Below are 19,307 nucleotides of genomic sequence, written 5' to 3' on the forward strand. Positions count from 1 at the left end.
TATTCCTTATTTATAAATCAATTTTACATACACTGGTAAATGATCTGAAGGGTATTTTAAATCTTTTGAATCACTTAAAATTGCGTGTTTAAGTACTCTAAAATTGCTGTTTTTGGATATAAAAATGTAATCAATCATCTTTGTTACAGGTTCATTGTGTTTAAAACCATTAAATGTTCCCAAAGGACCAAATGATTTTTGTTCAGATACATTTTTAGAATCATCCATTACTTTATTTAGTTCAATTATTCTTTCTGAAGTTGGTTCAGAATTAAAATCTCCCATTAATAAAACTGGGAAATTTTTAATATTCACTTTTTTAATTTTTTCAAGTATTAGCTGTAACCCTTTTGTTCTGGCTACTTCACCAATATGGTCTAAATGGGTATTAAAAACCCATAACTGTTTTTTTGATAATTTATCTTTTAAAAGCGCATAGGTACACACTCTGTTACATGCAGCATCCCATCCCATTGAAATTTCATTTGGGGTTTCAGAAAGCCAAAATGTATTTGTTTCTTTTAAAATAAAACGATCTTTTTTAAAATAAATATTAGACGATTCTCCTAATCCTTCACCATCTCTACCAATTCCAACAACATTATATTGAGTAAGTATTGAAGTTATTTCTTCAACCTGAACAGGCGTTGCTTCTTGTACACCAAAAATATCAGGCTCATAAAATTGTATTTGAGATGTTAAATAATCTTTTCGAAGTGGCCAGGCATTTTCTCCATCAGATGCTGTATTTAAACGAATATTGTATGTTATTACATCTAAAGTTTGGGCATATGAGTATATACTTAAAAGTGTAAAAATAACTACTATAACCGTTTTACTTATTTTCATTTTAAAAGTTTACTTAACTATTTTTTCTTTTTATTGATAAACTCTAACATAATCCACTACCATACTCGATTGAGTAAAACTTGGATCAATTTCAAACCAACTTCCTCCCATAGCAACATTTAATATTAAAAATTGATTCGCAGTATAAGGCCAGGTTTCACTATTTTTTACTGCTGGATTGTATGTATAATGTACAATACCATCTACCGCAAATACAATTTCTTCTTCATCCCATTCAACCGTATATATATGAAAATTAGTAGATACATCATCCAAATACTGTGCTCCATGATTTACCGTGCTTCCAGAACTGGAAGGAGTATGCATTGCGCTTTGAACTGTGCCTTGGTTATAACCCCAATGCTCCATAATATCAATCTCACCACAAGCAGGCCAACCTTCTGTTCGTATATTTGTACCTAACATCCAAATTGCAGGCCAAGTTCCTTCACCAAATGGCAATTTTGCTCTTACTTCAACTTTTCCGTATGTAAATTCGAATTTCCCTTCGGTTAACATACGTGCTGAAGTATATTGAGAGCCTTCATAATTTTCTTTAATTGCTGTAATTTTCAAAAAACCATCTTCAACAATTACATTTTCACTTCTATTTGTATAGTATTCCTTTTCTCCATTTCCCCATCCGTTATCTCCAGTTCCAATATCATAACCCCATTTTGAATCATCCGGACTTCCATTGATATCAAATTCATCGGAAAAAATCAGATTATCAAAAGGTGGACGTTGTACAAGAATTTTAATTTGCTGAAAAGTATTTATAAAATCTTCTGTTTTGGAATAGGCATATACCGAAACAGTATAAATATTTGTACCCCTATTTGTATACTTATATTCAACTATTCCTGTTGTATTTGAAACAACATCACCATTACCAAATCTAAATTCATAAGTAACAGCATCTGTTGCTGAAGCCGAACAATTAATTACTCCAGTACCATCACCATCGGGATTGTTTGAGTCTGCTCCAACAATACTTATGGCTAGGGAAAGATTTGAAGGTTTAATAACTTCTGTTTCTATTACAGGAATAGAAGGGTCATCATCTCCTCCACTTCCACATGAAAAAACAAGTATTAACATTAAGCCAAATATGACACTTAAATTATTGTATTTAATATAGTCTAACATTTTATTAACTGTTATTAAATTAGCTTAAAAATTTAACATACAAAAAACAAAAAAGAGGGTATAATTTACCCTCTTTTTATTTTAAAAGACATTTTGTTAAAATTAAAACAAATGTTTTGGTAAACTCAAGATAATTATATTTTACTTCTACTTTTATTTAAATCATCCTAGTTATTTAAATTTATTCAGGTCTGAAAACATAAGTCCAACCAGTAGCCCAAGCAGCATTTGGAGCATACAATACTAATTCATCCTCTGTTAGAGAAATAATATCATATAAACCACTAGGATTATCACCGCCCTCAGTTGCTCCACCTAAAATATTTGTTCCATTAACCTGCAGTTTCTTATTTGCAACATCTAAGACAAAACTACCTAGAGTACCAGATGCATCAGGCCCTGAATAATAGGTGAAATTTGCTGCACCATTCAAATCAAATTTCATTTTACCAGCTGCATCAACAGGAGGACAACAGTCCCCAGCAGCATTCCACCATAAACTCCAAGCATTCTCCGGACCACCAGGAGCAGACATAAACCACCACATTTTTCCATCAGGTGCAGGTCCACCATCAAAAACCCAAGTTTTACCTCCTGCTGTATCTTCACTAACAAGATCATACCAATCTTGATCTAAAGCATGATCTAATTGATCAATTTGAACGTCTATTGTTTTTGAAAAGAATTCAGCACCTAAAGTACCTGTAAAAGTAAATGTAGCTGTTCCAGGAATAGGGTAAATAAATGTTACTTTATCTGTTAGCGCTTTACCTAAATTATAATCCCAATAACCATTAATACCAGGTGTTACTAGATCAAGGGTAATTTCATTTCCTCCTGGAGTACTCTGTGTAGCGGATAATTCAACTCCAGCAACATCTGTAGTGTTTTCCAAATATTCCTCGTCTACAATTGAATCACAAGCTGAAAAAACCAGCAAAAATGATACAATTATAAGACTTATTATTTTATTAAATTTCATATCTCTAATTTTATAAGTTATTAATTTTACCATCCTGGGTTTTGTTCATAAACACCATTTGATAATCTCATTTCAGTTTCTGGGATTGGCACCAATCCTTTTGTTTCTGGTCTATAATTTGCTTTATAAGTAGCATCTACCCCTGAATTTCTTACATTAATAGTAGCATTGAAAGCTGTATCTACATCTCCCCAACGAACTAAGTCAAACCAACGTAAACCTTCAAAAGATAACTCGTGTAAACGTTCTTGTTTTAAAGCATCTAAAGAGTATCCAACTGCAGGTAAACCAGCTCGTGCACGAACCGCATTCATACCGTCTGCAGTTCCTGAAATTTCAGAATGCATTAATAATACATCTGCAAAACGCATAAAAATAAAATCTTGTGCATGCATTAATTGCATATCTGTATTTCCCCAACCGTATAATTGGACAAACATACCTACAATAGCTCCTTCTGGATCAGGGTGCTGAATTGCAATGTACTTTTTATTAAAGAAACCTGTTTCGTGATCACCTTTGTCAGCTGCATAACCACCTGTTCCTTGTTCATCTACTCCCATAGGTAATATAGAACCTTGTTTTCTAGGATCTGCATCTTCCCAAGTATTCCATAATTTTGGATTGATAGTTCCCCAGCCCCAACCTTGACCGAAAGGAACCATTGAATTATCTCGAATACCAAAAAATAAGGACAACCTGTTTGTGTAAATATTTCCATTTGACCATCCCCAATCACCAAAAGAGAAACGTTGCATAAACATAGTTTCGTAATTTCCAGTTCCAAAAGTTGGAGAAGTACCATCTTGGCCTACCCAAGACAAACCTTCATCTGCAGCCCAAGGTAGTACTGTTGTTCCAGCACTTTGGTTTGCATATGAATATGGCCATAAATTTCTAAAGTCTGGTGTTAAAGCGTATCCACTTCTACTTATACAATCATCTAAATATCCTTTTACATCAGATGCACTTAAAGAACCTCCATCAACCAATGGTAAATCACTTGTAGACTGCCCTTCCATATTAGTCATATATCCAGTATAAAATAAAAATACACGTCCCAAATAAGCTTGAGCCACCCATTTATTTGCATGTCCGTAGTCAGCAGTAGGCATACTTGTAAAAGGAGTATCTGGCATTGTTTCTATTGCAAGTTTTAAATCAGAAGCAATTTGAGCAAAAGTTTCAGAATATGTAGCTCTAGGAAGATCTCTTGGAGTATCAATTGCAACAATTAAAGGCACACCACCAAAGAATTTTGCCAATCTAAAGTAGTAAAATGCTCTCATAAATAATGCCTCACCAATAGCTTGATTTTTAAATTGTTCTGCTAATTCTGGAGTATCAAAAAATGTTGAAAAATCAGCTTCAGCAGTTTTTTCAATAATTGCATTTGTTCTAGAAATACCGTTGTAACATTGTGTCCACATATCGCGGTAAGTATCTTCCGCTGGATCTTCAAAATTATCAACCCATTTTGCAGATTTATCATCTGGACCACCTCCACCTAACATCATATCAGACATTAAGTTTGCCGCTAAAGCTTCATTACTATGAACGTTTGGTGTATAAATTGCATTATAAACACCAGCCATTGCCTCCTCAATATCCTTAGGAGTTTTATAATAACTCTCCAAACTCTTTCCGTAGAGATTTGTAGTGTCTAATTCTTTCTCACAGCTGGTTACAATAACTAAGCCTATGAGAGCTATAAAATATATTACTTTTTTCATTATTTTCATTTTATTTTAAATTAAAAATCAACACTTAATCCAAACATTACAGTTCTTGCTTGTGGATAAAGTCCAAGATCTACACCTGATGCCCAACTTGCGTCGTGTCCAAAGCGAACTTCAGGATCCATACCATCATACTTAGTAAACGTATGTAAATTACTTACAGCTACATATAGCTTTGCATTTGAAATTGCTGCAAAATCAGCCAACATATTTCCAAATTCATATCCAAATGTTAAATTATTAATTCTTAAATAATCCGCATTATGCATAAAAATATCAGAAATATAATTTGTGTTTCTATTTGAAACTGAACTTAAACGTGGCATTGTATTAGATGTTCCTTCACCATGCCAACGATCAAATACACCTGAAGTATAATTTTGTGTGAAATTATCTGCAAACGATCTATAAGATTGCATTACCTGCATTCCAAATTTACCAGTTAAGGTTGTATTTGCATAAAATCCTTTATAGGCAACATTTAATTGAATACCCATTTCAAAATCTGGGTTAGGATCACCTAAGTAAACTTTATCAGCCTCATCAATTACTCCATCTTGGTTTTGATCCACAAAACGAACATCACCAGGACGTTGATCCACAAAATAAGGAGTTCCGCTTGGTGTTACATAAGCATCAACTTCGTCTTGATTTTGTAAAATTCCATCTGCTTTAAATCCGTAAAAGTATCCAATTGGTTGCCCTACTTGTACTCTTGAAATATAAGATGTTCCTTGCGATAACACGTGGCTAGGTCCTAAAATTGACCCATCAGTATTTGCAATACGTGTAACTGTGTTTTTATTATGCGCTCCTGTAAGTGTAGCTCCATATTTAAAATCGCCTATTTCATCTTTCCAATTTATAACAAGCTCAATACCTTTATTTTCTATATCACCACCATTAATATATGGAGCACCAGCACCAGATGTACCTAAAATAGGAGCTTCTAATAACCAGTCTTTCGTTGTTTTATTATACCAATCAAATGTTACACCTAACCTAGAATCTAACATATTAACATCAAAACCAATATTTAATTGTTCCGAAGTTTCCCAAGTAACATCTGGATTTGTAACTTTTGCAGGATATGCTGTTGTTCCTGAAACAGGTTTTGTATCTCCAAAGAAATATCCAGGGAATACATATGCTATTTGAGATGAGTAAATAAAGTTATCAATTGATTGATTACCGTTTTGTCCCCAACTTGCTCTAACCTTAGCAAAATCTATAATATTTGAAGTACTTTCCATAAAGTCTTCTTTAGTTAATATCCAACCTGCTGAGAAAGATGGAAAAGTACCCCATCGATTACCTTTGGCAAAATTTGAAGAACCATCAACACGAACTGTTGCAGACATCAAATATTTTTCTTTGTAATTGTATTGAGCTCTTGCCATATATGACATTAAACCTCCACCTCCGGCAGCCCAATCAGCTCCCCAAGTATTTATATCACTAACAGTAGCTGGACTTTCTGTGTTATTTACGTAAGCATAATCAAATTGCCCAGGAAACAATAAATTATTTCTCGAACCACCAACCTCAGTATTTATTTGATTTTGAAGTAATTCAGTACCAATTAAAGCATCAACTTGGTGATCACCAAATTGGCGTTTGTAAGAAACGGTATTTGTCCAAGTATAGTTAGCTCCAAAATATTGGCTTTGTTGAGCTCCGTTAGTTGCATCACTATAAAGTGTACCTAAATGATAAGTAGGATTCATAGATCTGTTATGTCCAAACCAAGAATCTATCCCGTAAGAAGATCTAAATTTTAAATCTTTTATTGGCTCAACTTCTAAAAATACGTTTCCTATTATTTTATTTCCTTTTCCTTCATTGTAATTATGACGATAATACATTACAGCTAAAGGATTTGTTTGACCTGTACTGATACCTTCTAAAGTTGGAGAAAATCCAAATTCATTAATATTAGCATCAATAGATTGTTGCCAATAAGCTGGCATAAAAGGATTTTGAACTAAAGCATTGTGTAAATCATTCCAATATATGTTTCCTGTTGCAACGCTTCTATTTTCTTCATTAGTATATGTAAAGTTTTCACCAACAGTAATAATTGCATGTTCATCATTCTTTTTTAATACCATTTGAGTGTTTAACCTCGTATTTAATCTTTTATAACCTGCATTAGTAATATCTCCACCAATCATACCTTTTTGGTCTAAATAAGAAACACCCATTGAGTAAGTTATATCTTCACTACCTCCTGTTATATTTAACGCATAATTTTGAACAGGAGCATCATCATTTGTCATTTCATCAATCCAGTTAGTTCCTTCCCAACCATTTTGTAATTTATCCCAAATTTCTTGTCCATATTCATCAGCAACACCTGGATAATTGGCACTTAACCAAGAATTATTTTTAATCTTAGCTTCCCAATCATTAGGTGCTAAACCATCATTTACACGACCTTCATCCATAATGTACATATACTCTTGTGCATTTAATGGATCTAAGTTTTTGTAAATATTTTGTACTCCATAATAGCTATCAAAACTTATTTTAGCAGGACTATCTTTTCTACCTTTTACAGTTGTAACTAATACAACACCATTCGCAGCACGCGAACCATAAATTGCAGCAGAAGCAGCATCTTTTAAAACATCAATAGTTTCAATATCTGATGAACTTAAGTAATCTATATTGCCAACAGCTACACCATCAACAATATATAATGGGTTTGAGTTACCAATAGTACCTAGACCACGAATTGTAACTCTTGTACCAGCACCTGGCTGACCACTATCTCTAGTAATACTAACACCGGCAGTAGTACCTTGTAGCGCTTGCATAGCAGTTCCTGTATTTAGGGCAGCAATATCTTCCCCTTTTACATTAACACCTGCACCTGTAATTAAGGTCTTTTTTTGTACACCATAACCTACTACAACTACTTCTTCTAAACTTTGTAAATCTTCTGAAAGTACCACATTAAGTGTAGTTTCATTATTGATTACAATTTCTTTATTTACAAATCCAATATAAGAAAAAACAAGTGTTTGCCCGTTTTCTACATTAGTCATTGTAAAATTTCCGTCAAAATCCGTTGAGCTACCATTTGTTGTGTTTTTTACAACTATTGAAACTCCTGGTAAAGGAGATCCTGAAGCATCAACTACAGTTCCTTTTACTTCAAAGCCCTGTGAGTATGCATACATACTTGCAAAGCTGAGAAAAATTGATAATAAAAGTGATTTCATATAAATTTGAATTAAGTTTAACGTAAAGATATGTTGATACTTTAAAGGTTTTTAAAAATGAACCTATACAAAAAACATACATCTGAATAAAACATAATATCAATCCTATATATTTTATAGTTAATATAACACAAAAAGACAGTTTAATCCCTTTTAAATAGGCATACTAACAAATGTTTTATTTTTAGACGTAAAGTGTTAAAAAAAAATCAACTAAAAGGTTGTAGTTGGTTAAATGTTGTGGTGATGTTGTGGTATTTTTTAACAATGTTGCAGTAACTATATTTCTAAGATATACTCAACTAAGCTTTTTTCGTGATGTAACTCCATTTTTTTTCGAAGCCTATATCTTTTTATTTCAACGCTACGTGTTGAAATATTTAACAAAGGAGCAATTTCTTTTGATGATAAATTTAAACGTAAATATGAGCATAAACGCAAATCGTTTGGAGTTAATTTTGGATGTATAGTTTTTATTTTCTTTAAAAAATTACTATCCGCATTATTAAAAGCCTCTTGAAACAATTCCCAATCACTTGTATTTGATAGGTTTTTATTAATAATTTTTATTACAGGTTTATTTCTATTGTTATCAGCAACTGAGGTTAATTCATTTTTAATACTATTTAAAAGTTCATTCTTTTTAATAATATTCATGGTAGAGGCAGAAAGTTCTCTTGTTTTACTATCAATCTCATGTTGTAGTTTTTCATTTTTCAACTTCATAATTTCCTTTTCATTTTCTAATTGGGACATTGAAAATTCCTGCTGTTTTTTATCTAATAATTTCTTTTTTTGTTTTGAATAGTATCTTTTATATAAGTTATGTACAAATAAGAGCCAAGCAATAAATAAAATTGAATAGATTAGAATTGATTGATTAGAAAGATACCAAGGTCTGTCTATAACAAAAGAATAAGATGCAGTATTACTTGATAAATTGTTGCCAATTTGAGCCTTTACATTAAAGGTATAACTACCGTATGGTAAATTTTTAAAAGAGATCTCTGAATCCGTAGACCAATCACTCCAATTGTTGTAAAAACCTTTTAATTGGTATTGGTAATTCACCAAACTGAATTTATCAAATTCTGGTACACTATAAGTAAAATATAAATTATTTTCCTTTGAACTGAATTTATTATTCTCACTTAAAGGAACAAACTTTTTTTCTTCATTAATTGTACTTTTTTCTATAGAATTTATGGTTACTTCAAAATCAGTTTCATTAATTTTATCCATATCTAATATAAAATAACCTCTTGAATTACCAAACAAATACAATTGATCATTTAAATGGATCATACTTTCAAAACCAGTAAGATTTCCTCTTAAAGAAGCGGGTACAAATATTTTAGTACTTTGTAAAGTATTATTTAACTTTCCAGGCGAAAAATAAATAATACTTTTATCCGTAAAACCCCATAAGGTATTTGTTTTATCATCTAAAACTAGTCTTCCAGAAATAAATTCATCATCTTTTAAAAACCTCTCAGATAAAATTAAATCTTTTTCAAATGACTCATTTTTATTATTATATTTAAAAATTCCACTATCTGATGTATATAAAAGCTCTCCATTATAATTAGATATTGCAGATTTTAGCGCTTTAGGAGCGCTCTTTAAAATTTTATAACTTTTAACTTGTGTAAAATCGTTATTTACTTCTAGTTTAAAGACACCTTTATATTCATGATATACTAAAATACTACCATTATCAGTAAAGTCGAAAAATCTACTTGTTGGGTCAAAACCTACTATTTTATTTCTTAATTTCCATTTACCGTTAACTTTTTCAATTACATTTAAACCATTGTAATAACCCTGAATTAAGATATTTTTATTACTTTCTACTGATTTAATTTCCATAGTTCCCATAACATCAGTTATAAGAGTTGCATTGTTATTGTTTACAATAAAAGTCCCTTTATTATGTCCGCAAAACAATTTGTTATCATGAATTTTAAAACACCAAACTTGCCCATCTGTATCATCAATAAATTCAAAATCATTATTAGATCCTACTTTTTTATAAAACAACCCTTGATTAGTTCCAAGATATAGATTATTATTAAAAATTATTGACCTGTATACGGAACCTAATTTACCTCCAAAATCATTATAAACTTTAAATGGAGAATTCATATTTATAACACTAATTCCATTATCTAATCCTAACCAAAGATTTTTATCTCTATCTTCATACATAGATAAAACGGTATTGTTATTAAGTCCTTTTTCTTGGTTTAAATGCATTAACAAGTCTCCATTTTTATCTAATTGATAAATTCCATTTGAAATAGTTCCTAGAACAATGCTTCCATTTTCCAATTGCAAACTACTATACACACTTATTTTTGAAATAATAGGGTTGGTTTTAATATTCCATTTGGAAACTCCTTTTTCATCAATAAAATATATACCACTTGTTTGAGTTAGGTATAAAATTTTGTCATCCACCTCAAATAGGTTTACTAATATGTTGCTTTTAAAAATTTCATCTCCAGAAAGTAAAACTGGTTCGCCATTTTCAATTCTAAAAACTCCTTCATTCATTTTTTGAAAATAGATACTCCCATCTACTTTAAAAGCCTTTGGAAGTTGTGTTTCTGAAGTAATAATTTTAAAAGTCCCATCATCACTATTATAAATATAAATTCTAAATAAAGATTGAAATAATATCCATTTATCAAATTCGATAATATTCCAAAAATCCTCTTCAATTAAAGATTCTTTTAGCTTTTCACTTAATGATGTATATTCTAGGTTTCCAAAATTATTTTTTTCCCAAAACCCAAATTCCATGTAAGCTCCTGTATATATTTTATTATTAATTGCAGTTACTGAACGCAAAATAGTGTTATTTGGTGATGGAAATAAACTCCATTTTGCTCCATTAAACTCTAACAAACCGCTATTATTGGCAACATAAATATATTTTTGGTCAGATTGAGAAATAGACCAATTCTGATTTTCTGCGCCATATACTTTTGAAGAATAATTTTCAATAGGAGGTAATTCTTGACCAAATATGAAAAAAGGAGTCAAAAAAAACAGAAAATTAAAAGATTGCTTAAATATACTTATCATAATAAATATTTACTTAAATACTGCATTTACAATATTACAATTTTTTAAGGTATTTATTTTATGGTTAACTTTTTTCTAATTTAGAGAAAATAATTTTTCAAAACCTATATTTTAATATTAAACAGTTTTATTTTTTTATATAAATATTGTTATTTTAATTAATTTTATTTGTGTATTTTTACAAGTGTAATATAAACACTTACTCATGAAAAATTACATACTACTAGTTGTTACATTTATCTTATTGCTTTCCTGTAGCGATAAAAAAAATGAAACCCTATTTGAAAACCCTTTAAAAACAATTAAAGTTGAATTCAATTTAACGGCTAATAAAATTCCCTATTATCAAGTTTTTTACAACAACAATAAAGTTTTAGATTCTTCACAATTAGGAATTATAAGAGAAGATGCTAATTTTTATAATAATTTGAAAATAGTAAGTATTTCAGAAGCCGCTAATGTTTCCGATTCTTATTCAATGCTTCAAGGAAAACAAAAAGATATTGAATATAATGCGAATAAATACACCGTTCATTTGGAAAATGAAAGTGGAAATTTAATGGATATTATTTTTCAATTATCAGATGATGGAGTTGCTTTTAGATATCACTTTCCTGAAACTTCAACAGAAATTAAAAAGATTACTGAAGAAAAAACAACTTATAATTTTAATGAAAACACTAAAGCTTGGTTACAACCAATGTCTAAAGCAAAAACTGGATGGAGTGAAACAAATCCTTCCTATGAAGAAAATTACATGATGGATATTTCGGTAAATACTCCTTCTCCAATTGGTGAAGGCTGGGTATATCCTGCTTTATTTAATACAAATAATTCTTGGGTTTTAATTACTGAAGCTGGTTTGCACCAAAACTATTGCGGAACCAGATTAAAATATAATAATGAAATGGAAGCTTTACAAGTTACGTTTCCACAAAAAGAAGAAATTTTTCCAGAAGGCGAACTAAATCCTGAATCCAATTTACCTTGGTTTACACCTTGGAGAATTATTACGATTGGTACTTTAAATACCATTACAGAAAGCACATTAGGAACCGATTTAGCAGAAAAAGCAATTGATTTGGATACTTCATTTATTAAAAGCGGATTGAGTTCCTGGAGTTGGGTTTTATTAAAAGATGATTTTACAACCTTTGAAACCTCCATAAAATTTATAGATTATGCTGCTGAAATGAACTGGCCTTATTGTTTAATAGATGCAGATTGGGATACTAAAATTGGCTATGAAAAAATGAAAGAATTAGCCGATTATGCTACAAGTAAAAACGTAAAAATTAATGTTTGGTACAATTCATCAGGAAATTGGAATTCCACTCCATACCATCCAAAAAGCAAATTATTAACACACGAAGACAGAATAAAAGAATTCACAATACTTAATAATATTGGTGTTTCGGGAGTAAAAATCGACTTTTTTGGAGGTGACGGACAATCTATGATTGCCTATTACCATGGTATTTTAAAAGATGCCGCTGCACATAAATTAATGGTGAATTTTCATGGAGCAACATTACCAAGAGGATGGCAACGTACATATCCACACCTAATGACAATGGAATCTATTAAAGGTGAAGAGTTTATTACGTTTACACAAGAAACTGCCGATTTACAACCTAGCCATTGTGCTATGTTACCTTTTACCCGAAACGCATTTGACCCAATGGACTTTACTCCAATGGTTTTAGATACAATTCCAAATATTGAAAGAAAAACAACACCAGCATTTGAATTGGCTTTACCTGTTCTATTTTTATCTGGCATTCAGCATATTGCAGAAATTCCAGAAGGAATAGCAAAACAGCCTCAATACGTTATAGATTATTTAAAAGATATTCCAACTAATTGGGATGCTGCTAAATTTATTGATGGGTACCCTGGAAAATACGCAATTATAGCCAGAAAGAAAGATGATAACTGGTTTGTAGCTGGTATCAATGGAGAAAATGAAGCTAAAGAAATTACAATAGATTTATCATTTATTACAAAAGAAAATGGTTTTATTATTTATGAAGATGAAAATGGATTTGTTCAAAAAACAATTGAGCCATCTTCTAAATTAACTGTAAACATGAAAGCTCACGGAGGATTTACAATGAAGTTTTAAGAATTAAAAATGCTCTGTAAAATACGCTAAGTTGCTATCTTTAAAAATAGCAACTCAGCGTATTTTTTTATGAAATTTTTAAAGAAGTCATACTTAAACTTCCTGCAACCAATTTATCATTAAATAAAGATATGTTTTCACCTTTTTCTTGCAATCCTAACGCATATATTAACGGTAAATAATGGTCTGGTGTTGGAATCGCTAATTGAAGTGCTTTTCCTAACCTATCGTAATTTATTAACGATTGATAATCCCCTTTTAAAATTAAATTATTAACTATTTCTTTTGCCTCAATGGCCCACTCAAAACCATAATTATCTTTATCAAAATTTTTAAAATCAACCATTCCTAAATTATGAATAATGTTTCCGCTTCCAATAATTAAAACACCCTTTTTCCGTAAAGAATTAAGTTTTTTAGCCAGTTCAAAATGATATTGAGCTGATTTTGTATAATCAATACTTAATTGAATTACTGGAATATCTGCATTTGGATATAAATGTTTTATAACTGACCAAGCACCGTGATCAAACCCCCATTTTTCATCTAATTCAACCAATTCAGGAATTAATAATTTTTTTGTTTCAACTGCTAACTGAGGATTTCCTTTTGCAGGATATTGTACCTCAAACAATTCTTTTGGAAATCCGCCAAAGTCATGAATTGTTCTGGGCATTTCCATAGCCGTAACTTTAGTCCCTTTTGTATACCAATGTGCCGAAATACATATAATTGAAGTTGGTTTTGGAATATTTTTGACACTATTTCTAAAACCTTCAACAAATTGATTGTTCTCAATCGCATTCATTGGACTACCGTGTCCTAAAAATAACACTGGCATTTTTTCTGTATTAGAAAACTGTTGAGAAAAAGAGTCTAAATCATTTAAATTTTTCATATTAATTCTTCGTGCAACTAAATTATATTACTTCTAAATTAAGGATTAAAATTAATAATAATTTAGTTAAGATTTAGTACTTTTTTAGTTCTAAGATAACTGATTTCACAAAAAAATAGCATAAAAAAGAGGGCATCTGCCCTCTTTTTTACATTTAATCAAATCTAAAATTTACAATTATCTATTTTCCGTTAAAGAAAATCATTACTGCAATAACTAAAGCTACAACTACAATTGATATTGCTATATCAATAAATCCATAACTACTTTTATTTTTAATTTTTTCTTCTTCTGAAATTGTACCAAAAGTAAGATTTTCAACTTTTTCATCTTCTGGTTCTTTGGTAACTAAACTAACAACTATTGTTAAAATAATACAAAACAAGAAAAACCAAGCTCCAAAAGTTAAGAAATTCATATCTCCAAGTTTAAACAAGAAGCTACTTGTATCTAATGAATCTTTTATCAACTCCAACACAATTCTAAACGCAGCGGCCACAAAACCAACAACTAAAGTAACATAAGCACCTTGTGCATTAATTCTTTTATGGAAAATACCCAATAAGAAAACTGCTGTAATTGGTGGTGCAATATAAGATTGTACTTTTTGCAAATATTCATATAATACACCCGATATATTTGCCATAATTGGAATCCAAATAATTCCAATAATAACAACAATTACAGTTGCAATCTGACCTGTTTTTACTAATTTTTTCTCTGGAGTGTTTGGTTTTAATTTTTTATAAATATCAACTGTAAATAAAGTTGAAACTGAATTAAATACTGAAGCCAAAGAACTCATTAAAGCAGCTAATAAACCAGCAGCAACTAAACCACGTAATCCTGAAGGCAATAAATTACTCATCAATACCGGAAATGCCTGATCTGGGCTATCATACTCTAATTCTCCACGCATTTTTAATGTTACAGCAATTACACCCGGAATTAAGAATAAAAATACAGGAAGTAGTTTTAACATAGCTCCAAATATAGTACCTCTTCTTCCTTCTTTTATATTTTTTGCTGTAAGTGTACGTTGCACAATATATTGATCGGTACACCAATACCAAACACCTACTATTGTACTAGTAATAAATAGTGCTGGCCAAGGAAACTCAGGATCCGATGCAGAGCGCCACATATTTAAATACTCAGGTGTAACAGTTTGTTTCATACTTTCCCAGCCACCAACGTGTTGCAATCCTATAAACGTTAATGCTCCTGCTCCAATTACTAAAATAATTGCTTGTAATGTTTCTGTATAAACAACAGCTCTCATTCCACCCAAAACTGTGTATAAACCTGTAAGTAAAACAGTAGCAATTGCTCCGGTCCAAAAATCAATTCCTAACAATGCAGAAACCACCACACCACCAGCATAAATAGTTACAGAAATTTTAGTTAACACATAAGCAATAATTGAAAAAACTGAAAGAATCCATCGAGAACGCGCATCAAATCTTTTTTCTAAAAACTCAGGCATTGTAAAAACTCCACTTCGTGCATAAAACGGTAAAAACACCCATCCCAAAAGTAAAACAACCCATGCCTGAATTTCATAAATAAGCATTGGTAATTTATTTCCTGCTCCTGCTCCTGCTAATCCAACTACATGTTCAGAACCAATATTAGATGCAAAAATTGACGCACCTACAACAAACCATCCTACATTTCTTCCTGCTAAAAAATAATCTTCAGTATTTGCTTGTTTTTTTCTTACAACCCAAATTACAATACCTACTAAAACCAAGAAATAAATTCCTATGGATACCCAATCTAAAGTGTCTAATGTTTTCATATTATTATTTTACAGAAAATTTAAATGAAGTTTTTGTTTCATATTTTTCTCCTGGATTTAAAACCACAGAAGGAAAATCCTTTTGATTTGGTGAATCAGGATAGTGTTGAGTTTCTAAACAAAAACCTGTTCTAAATGCATAGGTTCCACCTTGTTTACTAGGTAAAGTTCCATCTAAAAAATTACCAGTGTAAAACTGTATTCCCGGCTCATTAGTAAATATTTCAAGTAATCTTCCACTTTCTGGGTTATATGCTGTTGATGCTAAACGCATACCCTCATTTTGATTATTTAAAACCCAACAATGATCGTATCCCAACCCTCTTTTTAGTTGTTCGTTTTCAACTTCAATATCCTTTCCAACAACTTTAGCATTTCTAAAATCAAAAGGTGTATTTGTAACATCTTTAAGTTCTCCTGTAGGAATTAAAGTCTCATCCACAGGGATAAATTTATCTGCATTAATTGTAATTTCATGGTCTAAAATAGTTTTAGAAAAATCTCCAGATAAATTAAAATATGAATGTTGCGTTAAATTAACAATTGTTTTTTTATCTGTAGCTGCTTCATATAGCACATCCAACACATTATTATTATCCAATGTATATGTTACTTTTGTTTTTAAATTTCCCGGATATCCTTCTTCCATATCCTTGCTTAAATAAGTAAGAACCAGCGATGCAGTACTATCCGTTTTTTCTTCTGAAGCATTCCAAACAACTTTGTCAAAACCTTTATCTCCTCCATGTAAATGATTAGGGTCGTTATTTGTTGCTAATTGATATTCGTTACCATCTAATGTAAACTTACCTTTTGCAATTCTATTACCATATCTACCAATAAGTGCTCCAAAAAACGGACTGCTTTTCTCATAGTGTGCCAATGTATTATAACCCAGAACAACATCTTCAATTTTATTTTCTTTATTTGGAACTTTTAATGAAGTAATTATCCCTCCATAAGTAATAATGCTTACTTCCATACCTTTACTGTTTTTTAAAGTATAACTATCCACATTAATACTGTCTGCAGTAACTCCAAAGGCTTCTTTTGAAATAGTTACCAAACTTTTTGCTTCTGTAATTTCTTTTGAAGAATTATCCATTTTTTTATCGCCTTTACATTGAAAATTAAAATAAGCAAAACTAAGTAATGCCATAAAATAAAAACTACGCTTTAATACACTCATATTAGTTGGTTTTTAGTTAGTTATTATAAACCATGCTGAAACATATGATAATATGCTTCATTCGCATTGATTTTATCTTTAAAATCTCTTACAGTTGTTTTTTCATCAATTACTAATAATTCTATACCAGCAATATCAGCAAAATCTTCCATATATTCAGTAGTAACAACTTGACTATACACTGTATGATGTGCTCCCCCAGCTAAAATCCAAGCAGTTGCAGCAACATCTAAATCAGGTTTAGCATCCCATAAAACTCTTGCAACTGGCAATTTAGGTAAATCAGCCATTGGTTTAACAGCCTCCACTTCATTTACTATCAACCTAAATCTGTTTCCCATATCCACTAAAGATACATTAATTGCATCTCCAGGAGCTACATTAAATACTAAACGTGCAGGATCTTCTTTTCCTCCAATACCTAAAGGATGTACTTCGCAAGTTGGCTTTCCATCTGCAATTGACGAACATATTTCTAACATATGTGAACCTAATACATACGATTTTTGAGGTGTAAAATGATATGTATAATCTTCCATAAAAGAAGTACCACCCTCTAAACCATAATTCATTACTTTTAAAGCTCTAACCATAGCTGCAGTTTTCCAGTCACCTTCACCTCCAAAACCATAACCATCTGCCATTAAACGCTGCACAGCTATACCTGGTAATTGTTTTAATGCTCCTAAATTTTCAAAGGTATCGGTAAAGGCTTTAAATCCTCCTTCTTCTAAAAAGGCTCTTAAACCTAACTCAATTCTGGCTGCTTCTACTAAAGAATCTCTTTGATCTCCACCATTTAAAAGTGAAGGCGTTAACTTATAAGATGCTTCATACACCGCTAATAAATTGTTTAATTCACTTTCAGAAACTTTATTAATATGTTTTACAACATCAGAAGAATCGAAACCATTTACTGAAAAACCAAAACGAATTTGAGCTTCAACTTTATCCCCTTCAGTTACTGCAACTTCACGCATATTGTCACCAATTCTGGCAACTTTTAAATTTTGCAATTCATCCCAGCCCAATACAACACGTGACCAAATTCCTAATTTCTTTTGAACGCGTTCTTCTTGCCAATGCCCAACAACAACTTTACGTTTTTTACGCATTCTAGACATTATAAATCCAAATTCTCTATCACCATGTGCAGATTGATTTAAATTCATGAAATCCATGTCAATTGTTTCCCAAGGAATTTCAGCATTAAATTGTGTGTGTAAATGACAAATTGGTTTATTTAAAATACTTAAACCACGAATCCACATTTTTGCCGGAGAAAATGTATGCATCCAAGTAATAATACCAATACAATTTTTTGAAGCATTGGCTTCCTGACAAACACTTGTAATTTCATCTGGTGATTTTACAGTTGGCTTATATACAATTTTTACAGGTATTTGCTTAGAATTATTAAATCCTGCAACAATTTGTTTTGAATTTTCAGCAACTTGTCTTAATGTTTCTTCTCCGTATAAATGTTGGCTTCCTGTTACAAACCAAATTTCTTTATTAGCTATATCAATCATTTGATAATTATTTTGTTTATTATATTTTACTGACCGTAATAAGAATTTTTTCCGTGTTTACGTTCGTAGTGTTTTTTTATTAATGAATTTTTTAATCGAGGTGCGTTTGGGTTTATTTGCAAGGTTACATAAGCCATTTCGGCAACTACTTCTAAAACTTTGCTATTATAAACAGCTTTTGCAGCATCTTTTCCCCAGGTAAAAGGGCCATGATTTCCAATTAAAACCATTTCAACTTCTTTATGAGAAAGATTTTTTTGTTCAAAACAATCCAATATTTGAATCCCGGTATTATGCTCGTAATTTCCTTTAATTAATTCATCACTCATTGGTGGTGCACAAGGAATATCAGCCGTTAAATGATCTGCATGTGTGGTTCCAAAAATTGGAATATCTAATTGAGATTGTGCCCAAGCAACAGAATACAGTGCATGTGTATGTGCTATGCCTCCAATATCATTCCAGTTTTTATATAAATAAGCATGTGTTTTAGTATCAGATGAAGGTCTTAATGTTCCTTCAATAATGTTATTATCAAAATCTAAAATTACCATATCTTCTGGTTTTAAATCTTCATAAGGCACACCGCTTGGTTTTATTGCAAAAACCTGTTTTTTTCTGTCAACAGCACTTACATTCCCAAAAGTATACACAACCAAACCTAAGGCATTTAATTGCATATTAGCTTCGTAACATTCTTGTTTTAAATCTTTATAAATACTCATT

The 19,307-nt window shown here is 31.1% G+C and carries 12 protein-coding genes; 1 reads left to right on the plus strand and 11 read right to left on the minus strand.

Annotated features, from left to right (window positions below):
- Nucleotides 1-6 precede the first annotated feature (6 nt).
- The 6 genes from BX611_RS11915 to BX611_RS11940 form a co-directional block, all read right to left on the minus strand.
- The gene (locus tag BX611_RS11915) at nt 7-849 is read right to left on the minus strand and encodes an endonuclease/exonuclease/phosphatase family protein (protein WP_115881517.1); all 843 of its coding nucleotides are present in this window, start codon (nt 847-849) and stop codon (nt 7-9) included.
- A gap of 30 nt (nt 850-879) precedes the next feature.
- Nucleotides 880-1,998, minus strand: a complete 1,119-nt coding sequence (locus tag BX611_RS11920; RefSeq protein WP_115881520.1) for a glycoside hydrolase family 16 protein — start codon at nt 1,996-1,998, stop codon at nt 880-882.
- A 181-nt stretch (nt 1,999-2,179) separates the two neighbouring features.
- A complete protein-coding gene (locus tag BX611_RS11925; RefSeq protein WP_244923638.1) occupies nt 2,180-3,013 on the minus strand; it encodes a hypothetical protein in 834 nt (277 codons plus the stop codon).
- Nucleotides 3,007-4,713, minus strand: coding sequence for a RagB/SusD family nutrient uptake outer membrane protein (locus BX611_RS11930; RefSeq protein WP_115881955.1), 1,707 nt, complete (start codon nt 4,711-4,713; stop codon nt 3,007-3,009). The genes BX611_RS11925 and BX611_RS11930 overlap by 7 nt, the downstream gene beginning before the upstream one ends.
- 20 nt (nt 4,714-4,733) lie before the next feature.
- Complete coding sequence (locus BX611_RS11935; protein ID WP_115881522.1) at nt 4,734-7,946, minus strand: SusC/RagA family TonB-linked outer membrane protein; 3,213 nt, start codon at nt 7,944-7,946, stop codon at nt 4,734-4,736.
- 279 nt (nt 7,947-8,225) lie between these two features.
- Nucleotides 8,226-11,036: a helix-turn-helix and ligand-binding sensor domain-containing protein gene (locus BX611_RS11940; protein ID WP_115881525.1), complete on the minus strand. Its 2,811-nt coding sequence runs from the start codon at nt 11,034-11,036 to the stop codon at nt 8,226-8,228.
- 205 nt (nt 11,037-11,241) lie between these two features.
- Between BX611_RS11940 and BX611_RS11945 the strand changes: the two genes are divergently transcribed.
- Nucleotides 11,242-13,161 carry a glycoside hydrolase family 97 protein gene (locus BX611_RS11945; RefSeq protein WP_115881528.1) on the plus strand — a complete coding sequence of 640 codons (1,920 nt, stop codon included), beginning with the start codon at nt 11,242-11,244 and terminating at the stop codon, nt 13,159-13,161.
- A gap of 67 nt (nt 13,162-13,228) precedes the next feature.
- On the opposite strand, the gene ygiD is transcribed toward BX611_RS11945, so the two are convergent.
- From ygiD to BX611_RS11970, 5 genes are all read right to left on the minus strand, one after another.
- On the minus strand, nt 13,229-14,059 hold the full coding sequence (ygiD, locus tag BX611_RS11950) for a 4,5-DOPA-extradiol-dioxygenase (protein ID WP_115881531.1): 831 nt from the start codon (nt 14,057-14,059) through the stop codon (nt 13,229-13,231).
- Nucleotides 14,060-14,240: 181 nt separating this feature from the next.
- Nucleotides 14,241-15,860: a sodium:solute symporter gene (locus BX611_RS11955; protein ID WP_115881533.1), complete on the minus strand. Its 1,620-nt coding sequence runs from the start codon at nt 15,858-15,860 to the stop codon at nt 14,241-14,243.
- A gap of 4 nt (nt 15,861-15,864) precedes the next feature.
- Nucleotides 15,865-17,049: an aldose epimerase family protein gene (locus BX611_RS11960; RefSeq protein WP_115881535.1), complete on the minus strand. Its 1,185-nt coding sequence runs from the start codon at nt 17,047-17,049 to the stop codon at nt 15,865-15,867.
- 23 nt (nt 17,050-17,072) lie between these two features.
- A complete protein-coding gene (gene araA / locus BX611_RS11965) occupies nt 17,073-18,581 on the minus strand; it encodes an L-arabinose isomerase (protein WP_115881537.1) in 1,509 nt (502 codons plus the stop codon).
- 26 nt (nt 18,582-18,607) lie between these two features.
- On the minus strand, nt 18,608-19,306 hold the full coding sequence (locus BX611_RS11970) for an L-ribulose-5-phosphate 4-epimerase (protein WP_115881539.1): 699 nt from the start codon (nt 19,304-19,306) through the stop codon (nt 18,608-18,610).
- Between the last annotated feature and the right edge of the window lies 1 nt (nt 19,307).

The sequence above is a fragment of the Lutibacter oceani genome (assembly GCF_003384935.1).
GTDB lineage: Bacteria > Bacteroidota > Bacteroidia > Flavobacteriales > Flavobacteriaceae > Lutibacter > Lutibacter oceani.

What these genes read in the sequence shown, in the direction of transcription:
- araA (WP_115881537.1), bottom strand. Translation starts at nt 18,581, where the DNA reads ATGATTGATATAGCTAATAAAGAAATTTGGTTTGTAACAGGAAGCCAA.
- BX611_RS11955 (WP_115881533.1), bottom strand. Translation starts at nt 15,860, where the DNA reads ATGAAAACATTAGACACTTTAGATTGGGTATCCATAGGAATTTATTTC.
- BX611_RS11940 (WP_115881525.1), bottom strand. Translation starts at nt 11,036, where the DNA reads ATGATAAGTATATTTAAGCAATCTTTTAATTTTCTGTTTTTTTTGACT.
- BX611_RS11920 (WP_115881520.1), bottom strand. Translation starts at nt 1,998, where the DNA reads ATGTTAGACTATATTAAATACAATAATTTAAGTGTCATATTTGGCTTA.
- BX611_RS11945 (WP_115881528.1), top strand. Translation starts at nt 11,242, where the DNA reads ATGAAAAATTACATACTACTAGTTGTTACATTTATCTTATTGCTTTCC.
- BX611_RS11935 (WP_115881522.1), bottom strand. Translation starts at nt 7,946, where the DNA reads ATGAAATCACTTTTATTATCAATTTTTCTCAGCTTTGCAAGTATGTAT.
- BX611_RS11970 (WP_115881539.1), bottom strand. Translation starts at nt 19,306, where the DNA reads ATGAGTATTTATAAAGATTTAAAACAAGAATGTTACGAAGCTAATATG.
- BX611_RS11915 (WP_115881517.1), bottom strand. Translation starts at nt 849, where the DNA reads ATGAAAATAAGTAAAACGGTTATAGTAGTTATTTTTACACTTTTAAGT.
- BX611_RS11960 (WP_115881535.1), bottom strand. Translation starts at nt 17,049, where the DNA reads ATGAGTGTATTAAAGCGTAGTTTTTATTTTATGGCATTACTTAGTTTT.
- ygiD (WP_115881531.1), bottom strand. Translation starts at nt 14,059, where the DNA reads ATGAAAAATTTAAATGATTTAGACTCTTTTTCTCAACAGTTTTCTAAT.
- BX611_RS11925 (WP_244923638.1), bottom strand. Translation starts at nt 3,013, where the DNA reads ATGGTAAAATTAATAACTTATAAAATTAGAGATATGAAATTTAATAAA.
- BX611_RS11930 (WP_115881955.1), bottom strand. Translation starts at nt 4,713, where the DNA reads ATGAAAAAAGTAATATATTTTATAGCTCTCATAGGCTTAGTTATTGTA.